The organism is Ruegeria sp. YTSA072 (assembly GCF_059610285.1).
In genome coordinates this window covers 374867-390934 of record NZ_JBXWNI010000001.1, presented here as the reverse complement: position 1 = coordinate 390934, position 16068 = coordinate 374867, and the positions used below count along the sequence as shown (strand labels likewise).

At 58.6% G+C, this 16068-nt stretch carries 17 protein-coding genes; 12 read left to right on the top strand and 5 right to left on the bottom strand.

Annotation, left to right across the window (positions count from 1 at the left end; all coding sequences use genetic code 11):
* Positions 1–64 precede the first annotated feature (64 nt).
* A complete protein-coding gene (locus AC2FIB_RS01900; protein ID WP_496841655.1) occupies positions 65–793 on the top strand; it encodes a c-type cytochrome in 729 nt (242 codons plus the stop codon).
* On the opposite strand, the gene AC2FIB_RS01895 is transcribed toward AC2FIB_RS01900, so the two are convergent.
* Complete coding sequence (locus tag AC2FIB_RS01895) at positions 787–2739, bottom strand: 4Fe-4S binding protein (protein WP_496733021.1); 1953 nt, start codon at positions 2737–2739, stop codon at positions 787–789. The genes AC2FIB_RS01900 and AC2FIB_RS01895 overlap by 7 nt on opposite strands.
* Before the next feature lie 263 nt (positions 2740–3002).
* Here AC2FIB_RS01895 and AC2FIB_RS01890 point away from each other — a divergent pair, with 263 nt between their 5' ends.
* The 11 genes from AC2FIB_RS01890 (at position 3003) to AC2FIB_RS01840 (ending at position 12596) form a co-directional block, all read left to right on the top strand.
* Positions 3003–3557 carry a DUF3305 domain-containing protein gene (locus AC2FIB_RS01890; protein WP_082637104.1) on the top strand — a complete coding sequence of 185 codons (555 nt, stop codon included), beginning with the start codon at positions 3003–3005 and terminating at the stop codon, positions 3555–3557.
* The gene (locus tag AC2FIB_RS01885) at positions 3554–4138 is read left to right on the top strand and encodes a DUF3306 domain-containing protein (RefSeq protein WP_282168493.1); all 585 of its coding nucleotides are present in this window, start codon (positions 3554–3556) and stop codon (positions 4136–4138) included. The genes AC2FIB_RS01890 and AC2FIB_RS01885 overlap by 4 nt, the downstream gene beginning before the upstream one ends.
* 4 nt (positions 4139–4142) lie before the next feature.
* Positions 4143–4754, top strand: coding sequence for a TorD/DmsD family molecular chaperone (locus AC2FIB_RS01880; RefSeq protein ID WP_496841653.1), 612 nt, complete (start codon positions 4143–4145; stop codon positions 4752–4754).
* 61 nt (positions 4755–4815) lie between these two features.
* Positions 4816–5004, top strand: coding sequence for a ubiquinol-cytochrome c reductase iron-sulfur subunit N-terminal domain-containing protein (locus AC2FIB_RS01875; protein ID WP_058273834.1), 189 nt, complete (start codon positions 4816–4818; stop codon positions 5002–5004).
* A 128-nt stretch (positions 5005–5132) separates the two neighbouring features.
* On the top strand, positions 5133–8027 hold the full coding sequence (locus AC2FIB_RS01870) for a formate dehydrogenase subunit alpha (RefSeq protein ID WP_496733020.1): 2895 nt from the start codon (positions 5133–5135) through the stop codon (positions 8025–8027).
* An 11-nt stretch (positions 8028–8038) separates the two neighbouring features.
* Positions 8039–8632 carry a formate dehydrogenase FDH3 subunit beta gene (fdh3B, locus tag AC2FIB_RS01865; protein ID WP_058273836.1) on the top strand — a complete coding sequence of 198 codons (594 nt, stop codon included), beginning with the start codon at positions 8039–8041 and terminating at the stop codon, positions 8630–8632.
* A 111-nt stretch (positions 8633–8743) separates the two neighbouring features.
* Positions 8744–9094 carry a putative quinol monooxygenase gene (locus AC2FIB_RS01860; RefSeq protein ID WP_496841650.1) on the top strand — a complete coding sequence of 117 codons (351 nt, stop codon included), beginning with the start codon at positions 8744–8746 and terminating at the stop codon, positions 9092–9094.
* Between the two features lie 27 nt (positions 9095–9121).
* Complete coding sequence (locus AC2FIB_RS01855; RefSeq protein WP_496841647.1) at positions 9122–10321, top strand: formate dehydrogenase subunit gamma; 1200 nt, start codon at positions 9122–9124, stop codon at positions 10319–10321.
* On the top strand, positions 10322–11584 hold the full coding sequence (locus AC2FIB_RS01850) for a c-type cytochrome (protein ID WP_496841645.1): 1263 nt from the start codon (positions 10322–10324) through the stop codon (positions 11582–11584).
* A 13-nt stretch (positions 11585–11597) separates the two neighbouring features.
* On the top strand, positions 11598–11723 hold the full coding sequence (locus AC2FIB_RS01845; protein ID WP_255414867.1) for a hypothetical protein: 126 nt from the start codon (positions 11598–11600) through the stop codon (positions 11721–11723).
* Complete coding sequence (locus tag AC2FIB_RS01840; protein ID WP_496733016.1) at positions 11724–12596, top strand: substrate-binding domain-containing protein; 873 nt, start codon at positions 11724–11726, stop codon at positions 12594–12596.
* 4 nt (positions 12597–12600) lie between these two features.
* Here the strand turns inward: AC2FIB_RS01840 and AC2FIB_RS01835 are convergent, their stop codons facing one another.
* The 4 genes from AC2FIB_RS01835 to AC2FIB_RS01820 all read right to left on the bottom strand — a co-directional run bounded on the left by AC2FIB_RS01835 (position 12601) and on the right by AC2FIB_RS01820 (position 16020).
* Positions 12601–13416, bottom strand: a complete 816-nt coding sequence (locus AC2FIB_RS01835) for an ABC transporter substrate-binding protein (RefSeq protein ID WP_496733015.1) — start codon at positions 13414–13416, stop codon at positions 12601–12603.
* 20 nt (positions 13417–13436) lie between these two features.
* On the bottom strand, positions 13437–14171 hold the full coding sequence (locus AC2FIB_RS01830) for an ATP-binding cassette domain-containing protein (RefSeq protein WP_496841643.1): 735 nt from the start codon (positions 14169–14171) through the stop codon (positions 13437–13439).
* On the bottom strand, positions 14164–14877 hold the full coding sequence (locus tag AC2FIB_RS01825; RefSeq protein WP_496841641.1) for an ABC transporter permease: 714 nt from the start codon (positions 14875–14877) through the stop codon (positions 14164–14166). The genes AC2FIB_RS01830 and AC2FIB_RS01825 overlap by 8 nt, the downstream gene beginning before the upstream one ends.
* A 153-nt stretch (positions 14878–15030) precedes the next feature.
* Positions 15031–16020 carry an ABC transporter substrate-binding protein gene (locus AC2FIB_RS01820; RefSeq protein WP_108859098.1) on the bottom strand — a complete coding sequence of 330 codons (990 nt, stop codon included), beginning with the start codon at positions 16018–16020 and terminating at the stop codon, positions 15031–15033.
* Between the last annotated feature and the right edge of the window lie 48 nt (positions 16021–16068).

The following is a 16068-nucleotide window of genomic DNA, read 5'->3' as shown; positions in this document are numbered from 1 at the left end:
TGCACGTGTCTCCGTCTCATTCAGTTCATTTGACGCATTTGGTGCCGTGCCGTTAGGCTGAGGCATGCGCTTTGTCCTCTTGTGCCTGAGCCTGACGCTCTCTGCCACCCCCTCTTGGTCGCAAGAGGCGATTGGTCTTGCCGCGCCGGACGAGGTTGCTGACTCTGGTCTGCTGCAACATATCCTTCCTCGCTTTTCTCTCAAGACCGGGATCCGGGTTATTGCAGATGATGCCGGCGTTTTGGTGCTGGAAACCGCGCCTCCGGGTGATCCTGTGTTTGCGCGCAACGGCGTGATCTATCACCTTCGGATCGAAGAGGACGCCAAACATGAGCGGTTCCGCGACTGGCTGCTGTCCGATATCGGAAAACGGACGGTTGAAAGCTATGCGCCAGAGCAAGGCACGCCTTTCTCGGCCAGTTTCGATATCGCGGCCGTGGAAACCGAAACAGTGATCGACGGCGATACGCTGCGCGGCGAGGAATTGTCGATGACCCATTGCGGCCGGTGCCATGTGATAGGGCCCAAGAACCGGATGAATGGTCTGGGTTCGACCCCCTCTTTCGCGGTGCTGCGCGCCATGCCGGACTGGTCGGAAAGATTTGAGGCGTTCTTCGCCCTCAACCCGCACCCCTCGTTCACACAGATCGACGGGCTGACACCTCCGTTTGATCCACAGCGTCCATCGCCCATCTATCCCGTCGAGATGACGCTGGATGACCTGGAAGCCATCCTTGCCTTTGTCTCGGTCATAACTGCAGCGGACTTGGGTGCGCCCTTACAGCTTCAGTGATCCTTTCGTTTTGAGAAATAATCCTCGGTCGTAACGACACGAGGCTTCGGGTTAGACTGGAACGGGTTGTCCTCTTGCTGGAACTGTGCGTTTACGCGGCAATTGTCACACATCTGGATCATCCGCGCCTTGTCTGAGGAGGCAAACATCGGATGTGTACCCGCAAGCTTTTCCATGATCCGTTCCACGGTGGACTTAACTCCAAACAGTGCCCCGCATTCTACACAAGCGAACGGCTCCTCTTCATTCAACACCTGCTGAGACAGGGCTGCATCGCTCAGGTCAAGCTGCGGGACAAGAGCAATCGCATCCTCCGGGCAGATGCCTTTGCACAACCCGCATTGCAGACAAGCATCCTGCTGGAAGTTCAATTGCGGCTTGTCCGGGTTATCGATCAAAGCACCCGACGGGCACAGCGACACACAGCTGAGGCACAAGGTACAGGCATCCGTGTTGACAGCGATCGCCCCATAGGGCGCGTTTTCCGGCAAGGGCAGCGGCTCTTCGGCTTTAGGGTTCAGCGCCTGCGCGGCCAAACGGGCGATCTGGCGGCGGTTGCCCAATGGCAGCACCGGGTCGGCCAAAGGCTGAGGGACATCTTGCGCATAAAGGACATCAGACAGCGCATCCGGGTCGGCCTCATCCACCAACCCCAAGGCATTCGGCCCCGCAATTGCCAGCGCCAAGGCCAGTTCACTGTCCAACGCATCGCGCTCGGTCGTTGGGGATAGCAAAACGTCCACTCGCGCGAAACCATGCGCCAAAGCAGCCAGCATCTCGGCATGGCCAAATCCTGGAATCACACTCAGCTCCAGCGGAATCACATCGGCAGGCAACCCACGTCCAAAACGGGCGGCCAGTCGGATCATCTCGGCCCCGTGGGCATTATGCACCAACAAGCGCGGCGCGGTTCCACCGGCCCGCCGATAGGTGCGCGCCAGGATGTGCATCCGCGACAGCAACGCCGAAACCGGCGGATCTTCGTAGGTGATCGCAGTTGACGGACAAACCGCCGCGCATTCACCGCATCCGGCGCAGATCATTGGATCGATTTCAACATGCTCGCCCGCAGGTGTGATCGCCCCTGTCGGACAGATATCCAGACAGTTCGTGCAAGCAACCTGTTCAGCCCGTGAATGGGCACACAGCGTTTCTTCCATCCGTACATAAAGTGGCTTTTCGAAGGTGCCGACCAATTGGGCCGCCTCAAAGGCCAGCCGTTCGACGGACAATGGATCTTTGGGATCAGCCCGCAGATAGCCTTCGCGCTTGGCCGGAGCCTGAACCAAGGGTGTGTCGCCGGTCAGGTCCAGAACGATGTCACAGCCCGATTGTGCCCTATCGCGGGCCTCAGTCCACATAAAAGCTCCGCGACCGCCGGGCTCAAGCTGCTGAAACGCGTCAAGCTGCAGGGTAAACCCACCCAATGCACCGTTCAGCGATTTGATGCGACCGCGCACGACGTCGAACGCGCGCGACATAGGCTCAGCCTCATCCGTGACCAGTACCGTAACCGCCAGTGTGACGGCCAGTTTTTCAGCAAGTGCAAATGCAACGTCGCCGGGACCGATGATCAGGCATGTGCCTTCGCTATAGACGTCTACGCTGGGCGTTACCGGCTGCGGCAACAAGGCTTCGGCGGCCAGGGCGGCCATCTTGGGGGCCGCATCCGCGCCCTCATCAGACCACCCGGCCCTGTCACGAAGATCAACAAAGCCCGGGGCGTCCACATTCAGTTCTTCGGCCAGGGCCTGAAATACTTCCTGCTCTTGTCCGCAGGCAATGATGGTGTCCCCCTGTTGTATCTCCGCGGCCGCCGCTTCCAACTCTCGCGTGCAAAGCGCTGTGAATACCTTGGAACATTCCATCTCGCAGGCCGAACCGATCTTGTCGGAATTCAGAGGTTGAGACCCGGCGCAGTCGCATAAAAGTAGTTTGGTGCCCATGATCCTCCCCCGGATACTTCTCCACCTCTTCGCATCGCAGGCTGTATCCCCGTTGCTGGAATGTAAACCCTTTGGGACAGCGGGCCATTTGGCCACGGAAACCCCTTTCTTTACAATAAACAAAGGCGTCCGTTTGCGGGGATCACTATTTTGCTACCAGCCATTACGACTAAGGTCGTACGACGCGGGCTTGGCACCTGAGCGCTTTGTGTACCATAGTGGACCTATGGGAAGGCATGGGAGAGCCTTCCGGGGAGGAGCCAGTGGCCAAGGCCGCAAGCCAGATTGAAATGCCAATCGGCGTCGTCGTGCGCAAGACACCCGGTGTAACTCGCTGGGCGAAATGGAATTGGCGCGCCATTGCCGTGTTGCCCGGTGCCGGACCTGCGGACTGGCACGAAATGCGACGTGAAGGCGAGGCCATTGAGTACCACGCAGCGACCCTGCCCCTGACGCTTTGGGCGGACGAAACCGAGGCCTATATGGTGAACCTGTCGGACGGCCAGCCGTCGATCTACCTTGTCCTTCGTGATGCGCTGGACGGCGAAAGGCCGATGGATGCGGTGCTGGTAACGGCGTCGCCCTTCGAAGGTCAGGACTATGCCGATACCGGTGAAGAGATCGTTGAGAAAATTCCGATGACCGATGGGTTGATCGCCTGGGTGCGCGACTTCGCTCTGGAACATCATAACGACGAAGTCTTTGTGAAACGCCGTCGGGACAAAAAGCGTATCGATTTGGTCGAAGACGGCAAGGGCGACGCACGCATACGGCAAGAGTCAGACGTGTACCGCGCCCCGCGGAGGATCGTGCAGTGACCCAAGCCCGCGATTTCTGGTCCCGCCGCAAAGCGGCAGTACAGGCGGAAGCCGAGGCCGAGGTCATCGCGGTTGAAGAACAGGCCATTGCCGCACGACACGCCGAACTGCAGGAAAAATCCGATGCCGAGATACTGGCCGAGTTTGATCTGCCCGACCCTGACGAATTGCAGGCGGGTGATGACGTCTCGGGCTTTATGGCCAAGGCGGTGCCTGACCGTCTGCGCCGTCGTGCCTTGCGACGGCTGTGGCGGCTGAACCCGGTTCTGGCCAATGTCGATGGCCTTGTGGACTACGGCGAGGATTATACCGACGCCGCCTGCGTGATCGAAAACATTCAGACCGCATATCAGGTTGGCAAAGGTATGCTTGCACATGTCGAGGCACTGGCGGCTGAAGCCGAAGACAGCGAGACGGACGAAACAATTGAACCGGATGAACCGCAGGACGAACCTGCGTCACCCGAAACCGCGACACCAGAGCCCGTTTTGATGGTCGAGGTGGACATAGCGCCGGACCTGTCTGAAGAGGCAGAGATCACCCCTGCCCCACGCCGCATGAAATTTGAATTCGAAGGATGACCTGATGACCGCAAGTGAAGCGCAACAGATGAATGTCTCGGCAGAGGATCGTATGCGCGCGGATTTCTACAACTTTCTGGGGCTGCTTCTGTCTGCGCCGCCCGATCAGATGTTGCTGGATCAAGTATCCAGTCTGACCGGCGATGAGACCGATCTTGGACAGGCCATTCAGGCCATGGCCCGCGTCGCCAAAGTGACCAAGCCCGCCGCAGCGGAACGCGAATTCAACGCGCTGTTCATCGGGTTGGGGCGCGGCGAGCTGCTACCCTACGCCAGCTTCTACCTCACTGGATTCCTGAATGAGAAACCTCTGGCGCAGCTTCGCAACGACATGGCAATGCGTGGCATTACCCGAGCCCGGAATGTCTTTGAACCGGAAGACAACATCGCCTCATTGATGGAGATGATGGCGGGCATAATCGTTGGTCGCTTCGGCGCAGCTGCATCTTTGGAAGACCAAAGGGCATTCTGGAACAAACATATCGGCCCTTGGGCCATGCATTTTTTTTCGGATTTGGAAGGCGCCGAGAACTCGGTTCTCTATGCCTCGATCGGCACAGCCGGTCGGGTGTTCATGGAGATCGAGCGCGAAGCCTTCCGAATGACGGCAGCGTGAACCGCTGTCACTCGCCAGCGCCCCAACGGGTGCTAACTCGCAAATGGGAGAGGAGAAACCCATGAGCAAGACCAAGGAAGAAGGCGCAACGCGCCGCGACTTCCTCAAACTGGCTGGAACCGCAGCGCCCGCTGCCGTTGCCGCCGCCAGCCTGAGCGGAAAAGCCGAGGCAGCCGAGCTGCCTACGGATGAGAACCGCATTCAGGATACCGCGCACACGCGCGCATACTTGAAAAGCGCACGCTTCTAGCGCGACGACAGCGCCCGGTTCAAACCCGGACGAGGTCACACCCGACTGACGGTTGCGATTGGCCCTGACGTCGGCACCAGCAGTACCAAGCCAGCCGTGGCTCACACGGCGCGCAAGGGAGGAAAGAAATGCTTAGGAAAAAGACCAACGGGGTTGCGAGACGCCCCCAGCGGACAAGTATCCTGTCCCAGGTCGGCGAGAAAACCGTCGATCGCCGCGCATTCCTGCGTGGCTCGGGCCTGACGATCGGCGGCCTTGCCGCGATCAGCGCCACGGGTGGAACCGTGACGCCAGCCAGTGCCCAGACAGCGGCCAATCAGGCCGTGGAAAACATCAAGTCCATATGCACCCACTGCTCGGTCGGCTGTACCGTCGTTGCCGAAGTGCAGAATGGCGTCTGGATCGGGCAAGAGCCCGGTTGGGATAGCCCGTTCAATCTGGGTGGACATTGCGCCAAGGGGGCGGCAGTTCGCGAGCACGCCCATGGCGAGCGTCGCCTCAAGTATCCGATGAAAAAGGAAGGCGGAGAGTGGAAGCGCATCAGCTGGGAAGAGGCGATCAACGAGATCGGCGACGGCATGATGAGCATCCGCGAAGAATCCGGGCCGGACAGCGTGTACTGGCTGGGCTCGGCCAAGCATAACAACGAACAGGCCTATCTGTTCCGCAAGTTCGCCGCCTATTGGGGCACGAACAACGTGGACCATCAGGCGCGTATCTGCCACTCAACCACGGTTGCGGGTGTTGCGAACACATGGGGCTACGGCGCCATGACCAATTCGTACAACGACATCCATAACTCTCGGGCCATCTTCATCATCGGCGGCAACCCGGCCGAGGCGCACCCTGTCTCGCTGTTGCATGTTCTGCGCGCGAAAGAGCAGAACAACGCGCCACTGATCGTCTGCGATCCGCGCTTTACGCGCACCGCGGCCCATGCCGATGAGTATGTTCGCTTCCGCCCCGGCACAGACGTTGCTTTGGTCTGGGGTATTCTGTGGCACATCTTCGACAACGGCTGGGAAGACAAAGAGTTCATCCGCACCCGTGTCTGGGGCATGGATCAGATCCGTGAAGAGGTTGCCAAGTGGAACCCGGAAGAGGTTGAGCGCGTCACCGGCACCCCCGGTTCGCAGCTAAAGCGTGTTGCACGCACCATGGCCAACAACCGTCCCGGTACGGTGATCTGGTGTATGGGTGGTACGCAGCACACCAACGGCAATAACAACACCCGCGCCTATTGCGTGCTCCAGCTTGCTCTGGGCAACATGGGTACTTCGGGTGGTGGCACCAACATCTTCCGCGGCCATGACAACGTACAAGGCGCAACGGACCTTGGTGTTCTGTCCCACACCCTGCCCGGCTACTACGGCCTGTCAAAAGGCGCATGGGGTCACTGGGCACGTGTCTGGGGTGAAGAACCCGAATGGCTGGCAGGCCAGTTTGCCACGATCAAAGACAAGGAAGGCAAGGACAAACCGCTACAGAACGAACGCGGCATCCCGGTCTCCCGCTGGATCGATGGCGTTCTGGAAGATCCGGCAAACATGGATCAGGACAACAACGTCCGTGCCATGGTGCTGTGGGGCCACGCGCCCAACTCGCAGACCCGGATGACGGAAATGAAGACGGCGATGGAGAAGCTGGACATGCTGGTCGTGATCGACCCGTATCCCACCGTCTCGGCCGTTCTGCATGACCGCACCGATGGCGTCTACCTGTTGCCCGCCTGTACGCAGTTCGAAACCCGTGGCTCGGTCACGGCATCGAACCGGTCCTTGCAGTGGCGTGACAAGGTGGTGGAACCGCTGTTCGAAAGTCTGCCGGACGAGGTCATCATGGCCAAGTTCGCAAACAAGTTCGGATGGGCGGATCGGTTCTTCCGCAACATCGAAATGGACGACCCGGAAACCCCGAATGTTGAAAGCATCACACGTGAGTTCAACTCGGGCCTCTGGACCATCGGATATACCGGCCAGTCACCGGAACGTCTGAAAAGCCACATGGCCAACCAGCACACGTTCGACAGAACCACGCTGCAGGCTATTGGTGGACCCAACGACGGTGAGTATTACGGTCTACCTTGGCCTTGCTGGGGAACTGCTGAGATGGGTCATACGGGGACACCAAACCTCTATGACATGTCCAAACCGGTGGCCGAAGGCGGCCTGACCTTCCGCGCGCGCTTTGGTGTGGAACGTGATGGCGACAACCTGCTGGCCGAAGGGGTATATAGCGTTGGGTCGGAAATTCAGGATGGTTATCCCGAATTCACGATGCAGATGCTGATGGACCTTGGTTGGGACGGTGATCTAACGGCTGAAGAACGCGCGGCCATCGACGCCGTTGCAGGACCGGAGACCAACTGGAAAACCGACCTGTCCGGCGGTATCCAGCGGGTCGCGATCGAGCATGGCTGTGCGCCCTTCGGGAACGCAAAGGCACGCGCGGTTGTCTGGACCTTCCCGGATCCGATCCCAATCCATCGCGAGCCGCTATATACGCCGCGTCGCGATCTGGTAGAGGATTATCCGACCTACGAGGACCGTCAGGCCTATCGCCTGCCGACGCTTTATGCATCGATCCAAAAGAATGACTTTTCAAAGGATTATCCAATAATCCTGACGTCTGGTCGTCTGGTCGAGTATGAGGGCGGCGGTGATGAGTCACGGTCAAACCCGTGGCTGGCCGAGCTGCAACAGGACATGTTCGTCGAGATCAATCCGCGCGATGCCAACAATCTGGGCATTCGTGACGGGGCACAGGTCTGGGTCGAAGGTCCCGAGGGCGGCAAGGTCAAGGTGATGGCGATGCTGACCAACAGGGTCGGTGCCGGCGTGGCCTTCATGCCGTTCCACTTTGGCGGCCATTTTCAGGGCGAAGACCAGCGGAGTAAATACCCCGCCGGTGCAGACCCCTATGTCTTGGGTGAAAGTTCCAACACCGCCCAGACTTATGGCTATGATTCAGTGACCCAGATGCAAGAGACCAAGTGTACTCTCTGCAAGATCTCGGCAGCGTAAGGAGGACGAAAATGGCTAGAGCAAAGTTTCTCTGCGACGCTGAACGCTGCATCGAGTGCAACGCCTGCGTAACCGCGTGTAAGAACGAGCACGAAGTGCCGTGGGGCATCAACCGCCGCAGGGTGGTGACGATCAATGATGGCAACCCGGGCGAACGCTCGATTTCGGTGGCCTGTATGCATTGCTCGGATGCGCCTTGCATGGCGGTGTGCCCGGTCGACTGCTTCTATCAGAACGAAGAAGGCGTCGTCCTGCACTCCAAGGACCTGTGCATTGGCTGCGGTTATTGCTTCTATGCGTGCCCGTTCGGCGCGCCGCAATACCCGCAGGCGGGCAACTTCGGATCGCGCGGCAAGATGGACAAATGTACCTTCTGCGCTGGTGGTCCCGAGGAAAACAACTCGACCGCAGAGTTCGCAAAATATGGTCGCAACCGGATCGCCGAGGGCAAACTGCCCATCTGCGCCGAGATGTGTTCCACCAAGGCCCTGCTCGCCGGCGACGGTGATGTTGTGTCCGCCATCTACCGTGAGCGCGTCGTCGCGCGCGGGTTTGGCTCGGGCGCATGGGGTTGGGGCACAGCCTACGACCAGAAAGACGGATAAATCCGTCTGACAAGAAAAGACGGTCCCGTGTTCATCCACGGGGCCGTCACAGCGCGACCAAAGGGATTTGGTCGAGCTTAGGTTGCATGTCCAATCTGCGCGGAGCATTTCATGACCGAAGATGTTTACTGGCTGCTGAAACTTGAGTTGCAGGCCGATCAGGATGCTGCATTTGATGCGCTGATGGCGGAAATGGTGGATGCGACACTGAACGAACGTGGTGCGAAATCTTATGAGTGGCATCGTACAGGGTCGACCGTTCACATCTATGAACGCTACGCCAGTTCAGATGACGCGATGATCCATATGCAAAACTTCGGAGCGAATTTCGCCGACCGTTTTCTGGCAATTCTCACCCCCACCACGTTAGAGGTTTACGGACCAGCAAAAGATGACCTGCGCGATACCCTGACACCCGTAGGAGCAGTCTTTCACGAACAAGTCGGCGGCTTTGACCGATAACCCCGTACGACACAGGAGATTCGATAGATGCGCCTGATCCAAATGCTGCTGATACCACTTTTCCTTGCCAGTTTTGCTTGGGCACAGGAAAACACGGAAGTTCCTGCAGAATCCGACCGCAGCGCCACGGGCGGTGCAACCACTCTGCAAGATATCATGGCCCGTCAGCGTGGTGAAAAGGTCGACAACAGCTATCGGTCCGAAAACACCGGCCAAGGCAATGCCGAAGGCTTGCTTGGTCAGCTTGGAACACGCGGTGTGACCTCGGACAGCGATGTCTATCGTGCACTTCGCTACGGCTCGGCGGATGTGACCGTGTCATCTCATGGACCGGCCGCAACGGTACTGATCCAGGACGGCGGCATGTGGTGGCTGAATTTTCGCACCGGTCCTTTGCGTGAATACGGATCTTACATCATCGGCGGTATGCTTGTTCTGTTGCTGCTGTTTTTCCTGATCCGCGGAAAGATCAGGATTGATGGTGAAAAGACCGGGCGGAAGATTCTGCGTTTCAACGGGATCGAGCGGTTCGGGCACTGGTTGTTTGCCGGGTCCTTCTTGATACTAGGCGTCACCGGCCTGTTGACTTTGTACGGTCGTGATTTCCTGATCCCCGTTTTCGGCAAAGAGGGGTTTGCGACCATCGCTCAGGGCTGCAAATGGCTGCACAACAACCTGGCTTGGGCCTTTATGCTTGGGCTGATCATCGTGACCGTGAACTGGATTTCTCACAACATCCCGAACCGCACCGACCTGAAATGGCTGGCTGCTGGGGGTGGATTGTTCACCAAAGGCAGCCATCCCCCCGCCAAGAAATTCAACGCCGGACAAAAGATCATATTCTGGCTTTGCATTCTGCTGGGCGTCTCGATCAGCCTGTCCGGTCTGTCATTGCTGTTCCCATTCGAAATGCCACTGTTTGCCAAGACTTTCTCGATCGCGAATTCGACCGGTATTCCGCAGATGCTTGGGCTGAACCTGCCCGTGCAGATGTCCCCGCAGGAAGAGATGCAATACGCCCAGATCTGGCACGTCATGGTCGCCTATGCGTTCATCGCGATCATCCTGGCCCACATCTATCTGGGCTCGGTCGGCATGGAAGGTGCCTTTGACGCCATGGGAACCGGAGAGGTTGAAGAGCAATGGGCGCGCGAGCATCACTCGCTGTGGCTGGAAGAGGTGCAGGCAAAAGAGGCCAGCGAAGGGGCGGCCTCGCCCGCCGAATAAATGCGCAAGCTGGTTCTGGCTCTGGCACTGATGCCCCTGCCCGCAGTGGCCGAGTTCTTTACGCTCAAGGGCCATGGCGGACCCATCATGGGGATCGCCACAGCGCCAGATGGTCGGATCGCAACAGCAAGTTTTGACAACTCGGTCGGTGTTTGGACGGATCAATCCCCAAAATGGTTGGAAGGCCACGAAGCGGCTGTCAATTCAGTTGTTTTCAACGGCACCGCGATCTATTCGGCAGGAGATGACTTTACATTGCGCCGGTGGCCCGAAGGTCAGGTTGTGGGTCAGCACAAAGGCAAGATCGTGGGCGTGGCCGCATCCAAAACCCATGTGGCAACGGCCAGTTGGGACGGCACAATCGGCCTATGGCCAGTTGACGGTTCGGCGCCGTCGATCCTCGGCCCTGCTGGCAGTGGTATAAACGCTGTCGAATTCTCGAACGATGGTTCACAGCTCTATTCCGCGGGCATCGACGGGTCATTGCGTATATGGGACGTCGCCACCGGGCAGGAAACCAACCGGTTTGTTGAACATGGCTTTGGTATCAACGAGCTGGTGCTGAACGAGCAGGACAACTGGATTGCCTACGGTGCGGTTGATGGCGTCACCCGCGTCCTCGACCTGACAACTGGCGACGAGCGTGATTTCACTTTGGAACGTCGACCGATCCTTGCATTGGCGCTCAGCCCGGATCGCAGCATGTTGGCCGTCGGAGACGGCGAAGGCTATATCATGGTGATCGACACGGTCGAATGGCGCATCGCGCAGGATTTCAGGGCCACCTTACGCGGCCCGGTCTGGGCGCTGGCCTTTTCGCCTGATGGGCAGAACCTGCATGCGGGCGGCATTGACGAGGCCATGTATAGCTGGCCAGTTACCGCGCTTGGAGATCAGGAACAGATGGCCGCGACAGAACCCAGCTTTCTCAAAAACCCTGAGGAAATGGAAAACGGAGAACGCCAGTTTGCCCGCAAATGCTCGATCTGCCACAGCCTGACACCGGATGGTCAACGCCGGGCGGGTCCGTCGCTGCATGGTGTGTTCGGGCGCAAGGCCGGTACGCTTGCGGGATATTTTTATTCGGACACGCTGCAAGACTCTGATATCATTTGGAATGAAGAAACGATAAACGCTCTATTTGACGAAGGGCCGGACCACTACATTCCGGGGTCGAAGATGCCGATGCAGCGGATCACCGAACCCAGGGACAGGGACGACCTGATCGCATTTCTGCGCCGCGCTACGGCACCGGAAAACTGAGCTGGAGGAGACTATGAAAGCCTTTCTTGCCGCTGTCGCTGCCATGGTGGTGATCACAGTCGCCGCGCCCTTTGCACTGCAACAGATCGGTTTCAGTGCTGCGGATGCCGGCACCAGCTCGGCTGTGCGTCTCGACTGAATGTCCGAATACCTGACCACCAAGGAACTGGCCGATCTGCTGCGCATTGGCGAGCGTAAGGCCTATGATCTTGCCTCATCGGGTGAGGTGCCTTGCGTGCGCGCCATGGGCAAACTGCTGTTCCCGCGGGCCGAGGTGATCGCCTGGCTCAACGCATCACGATCCGGCCCGGAAGTGGCCGAACCGCCCCTGCCCCCGATTGTGGCTGGCAGTCACGATCCGCTGCTGGACTGGGCGCTGCGCGAAAGTGGTTCGGGGTTGGCGACCTATTATGATGGCTCATTCGATGGGCTGACCCGCCTGAAAGACCGGAACGCGCAGGCGGCAGCGCTGCACATTCATGAGGATGGCGGGTTCAACACCCAGACCCTGAAAGACGCTTTGGGTGAGGCCCCGGTCGTTCTGTTCGAAGTCGCGCAGCGGCAGCGTGGTTTGCTGCTGGCACCGGGCGCATCGGAAATTCAGGGTTTTGCGCAGCTAAAAGGCCGACGTGTCATCCTACGCCAGGATAGCGCGGCCAGCCAAAGGTTGTTCGATGCACAGCTTGAGGCCCACGATATGACCCGCGACGATCTGGAAACCCTGCCCACCTGCGCCCGCACAGAAGAAGAGTTGGCCATTGCCCTGCATGACAACAAGGCCGAAGTCGGGTTCGGACTAGGCGCATTGGCTGGGCTGTACGATCTGGGATTTGTTCCCACGCATACCGAACGCCTGGACCTGGCGATTTGGCGTCGGGCCTATTTCGATGACCCGATGCTGAAATTGCTCAGCTTTGTGCAGTCCGACCGGTTCCTGACCCGCGCCGATGAGTTTGGTGGGTATGACCTGTCCGGTCTGGGAACGATCCACCACAATGGCGCCAGCGGGTGATCCCCTATTTCGCGTTCGGAAAGAACAGCTGCTGACCATTCAACTCAAAGGCCTCGATGGCTGCCTGCCCGTCCGGGCCGATTAGCCAATCAACAAACCGCTGCCCTGCCGCCGCCCTTACACCCGCGTGTTTTTCGGGGTTCACCAGAATAACGCCGTACTGGTTGAACAAGCGCGGGTCACCTTCGACCAACACTTCAAGGTTTCCACGGTTGCCGAAGGACTCCCACGTCGCACGATCCGTCAGGGTATAAGCATCCATGCCACTGGCCACGTTCAACGTCGCGCCCATGCCTGAACCGGTTTCCCTGTACCACGTACCCGATTCCGCAGCCGGATCTACTCCGGCGTCGTTCCAGTGGCGCATTTCGGCCTTATGCGTTCCGCTGTCGTCCCCGCGTGATGCAAAGGGAACTTCGGCCTCAGATACCGCGGTCAAAGCGGCCACGATATCCGATCCGCCCTTCACCTTGGCCGGGTCTGATTTGGGACCGACAAGAACGAAGTCATTATACATCACGTCAAATCGTTCAACGCCCCAGCCGTCTTCGACAAACTGCTCTTCGTCGGCCTTTGCATGGACCAACAGAACGTCACCATCCCCATTGATTGCGTTACGGATCGCCTGCCCGGTGCCCACAGCAACAACGCGCACGTCGATCCCGGTTTCCGCTTCGAACCAAGGAAGGATGTAATCCAACAGTCCCGAATTTTGGGTCGAGGTCGTTGATTGCACCACGATAAATGGTTCTTCGGCCAGGGCCGGACCTGAAAACAAGCCAAGTGAAACCAATGCTGCCCGAATGAAATTCCGGATCATTCTAAACTCCAGATTTTTTGTTATGTCACCAATCCGCCTGCAAGATACCTGCGCGAGGCATCACTTTTGGGATCGTCCAATACCTGACGCGCATCGCCATGTTCAACCACATGACCGACCTGCATCATGACGACATCCGATGCCAGCCGGCGCGCCTGACCGATGTCATGGGTCACCATGACAATGCGCACCCCCCCTTCTGATGCGCGCAGGATCATCTGTTCAATCACCTGAGTGGCGCCGGGGTCCAGCGCGCTGGTCGGTTCGTCCAGAAACAAGGTATTCGGGTCCAGCGCCAGCGCGCGCAGGATGGCCAGCCGCTGCGCCTCACCTCCCGACAGCGATCTGGCCGCTTGCCGTGCTTTGCCTTCAAGCCCGCCTTGGGCCAGCAAATCAGCAATACGCGTCTTGCGAGCAACGCGCTGCAGGCCCTGCCGTTTCAGGACAAAATCCAGATTGGCTGCAACGGACCGGCGCAGCAAGACGGGTTGCTGAAACACCATCGCCTGCCGGGCCTTGTGATCAGCATTCAAAGGAACTCCATCTTGCTCCACGTACCCTTTGTCCGGCGCAATCAGCCCATGCAGGCACCGCAGCAACAGGCTTTTACCCGCGCCGTTCGGTCCAAGGATCAAGGTCGGCCCCGGCCCGTTCAATGACAGTTGCGGAACGTCCAGCAATGCGGTGCCATTACGCGCAATCTGCAATCCGTTAACGGTGATGCGCCGCGCCATTTCCGAGACCAGATCACGCATGACGCAACCCCTCTCTCTCAGCCCGCAGGCTGAGCGTGCTGACCATGGCGTTCACCGCTATGGCAATACCGATCAGGATCGCGCCGAGCGCCAGGGCCAGCGCAAGATTTCCCTTGGACGTTTCCAGCGCGATGGTCGTCGTCATCACCCGCGTCACGTGATTGATGTTTCCGCCAACGATTATGACCGCCCCAACCTCGGCAATGGCGCGGCCAAATCCGGCCAGCAAGGCCGTGACCAGCGCCAAACGCGCATCCCACAGAAGTACTGGCACAGACGCCAGCCGCGACACGCCCAAGGATCGGAGCTGTTCCGAGTATTCCTCGGCCAGCATCTCGACGACCTGCCGCGTCAACGCAGCGACGATGGGCGTCACCAAAACAACCTGCGCGATGATCATCGCGGTCGGTGTGTAGAGCAGTTCAAGCACACCTAAAGGCCCGGATCGCGACAACATCAGATAGACCAGCAAGCCTACGACCACCGGCGGGAACCCCATCAGCGCGTTCATAAGAATGATCAAAACCCGCCGCCCCGGAAAGCGTGCAACGGCCAGCGCAGCGCCAACAGGCATGCCAATCAGTGCAGAAATCAGTACGGCAAAAACGGAAACTTTCAGGGAAAGCAGCACAATCGCCCAAAGCTCCGGATCCCCATTCAGGATCAGAGTGAACGCTGTATTGAATTCCATTGCAAATCCCTGCATTTTTTTCGGATTATCGCCAGTTTCGTATGAAATGCTCTGTTATTCATAGAATTCTACGCCATTTCGATCTCAAGTACAGACACATTTCCGACATAAGAAACAGGAAACGCGGCCCCGTTTGGGACCGCGCCTTTTCAGTCAGTGCGAAGCGGATCAGTTCAGAGCCGCATCCGTGATCTGGTGCGTCCAAGCGCCGTCTGGCTGCTTGGTGATCACAGGATCGGAACCGCCCGCCAACAGGGTGGCAACGGTGCGCTCAAAATCGGCAGGGTCCAGCGAACCGTTCGAACCTGAGGTCAACTTGGCGATCTCGCCCATCATGCGTTTCTGATGCTCTTCGGTTTGGGCGCCGGTCTCATCGTTTTCCAGCACGATATCGGCTGCCTCATCCGGGTGTTCCTCGGCGTATTTCCAACCCTTCATCGAGGCGCGAACGAAGCGTTCCATCTTGTCGACAAACGCTGCGTCCCCAAGGTTCTCTTCCAGAACATACAGGCCGTCCTCCAATGTCGCGACACCCTGATCTTCGTACTTGAAGGTCACCAGCTCATCCGGGTTGACGCCGGAATCGATGACCTGCCAATATTCGTTATAGGTCATTGTGCTGATGCAATCGGCCTGACGCTGCAGCAGCGGGTCGACGTTGAAGCCTTGCTTCAGAACTTCCACACCGCTTTCGCTTTTGCCACCCGTATCGATGCCCAGTTGGCTCATCCAGCTCATGAACGGGAATTCGTTGCCAAAAAACCAAACGCCCAGCGTGCGGTTCTTAAGGTCTTCGGGTGCCTCGATCCCGGCATCTTTCCAGCAGGTCAGCATCATACCCGAGCTTTTGAACGGCTGCGCGATATTGACCAGAGGCAATCCCTTTTCGCGTGCAGCCAGCGCGGCGGGCATCCATTCGACGGTCACGTCAGCGCCGCCACCTGCGATCACCTGCGTCGGTGCAATGTCTGGTCCGCCGGGCAGAATAGTGACGTCCAGCCCCTCTTCCTCGTAGAACCCTTTGTCCTTGGCAACATAGTAGCCCGCGAACTGAGCCTGCGTGACCCACTTCAGTTGCAATGTCACCTCATCCGCAGCGAAAGCCGAACTGGCGGCCAGACTAAAGGCGGCTATCGCCCCGCTGAGTAGCTTATTCATCTTCATATCTCCTAGTTGCTGTTGGTGCCCCTTTTGGGGTCTGTTGAA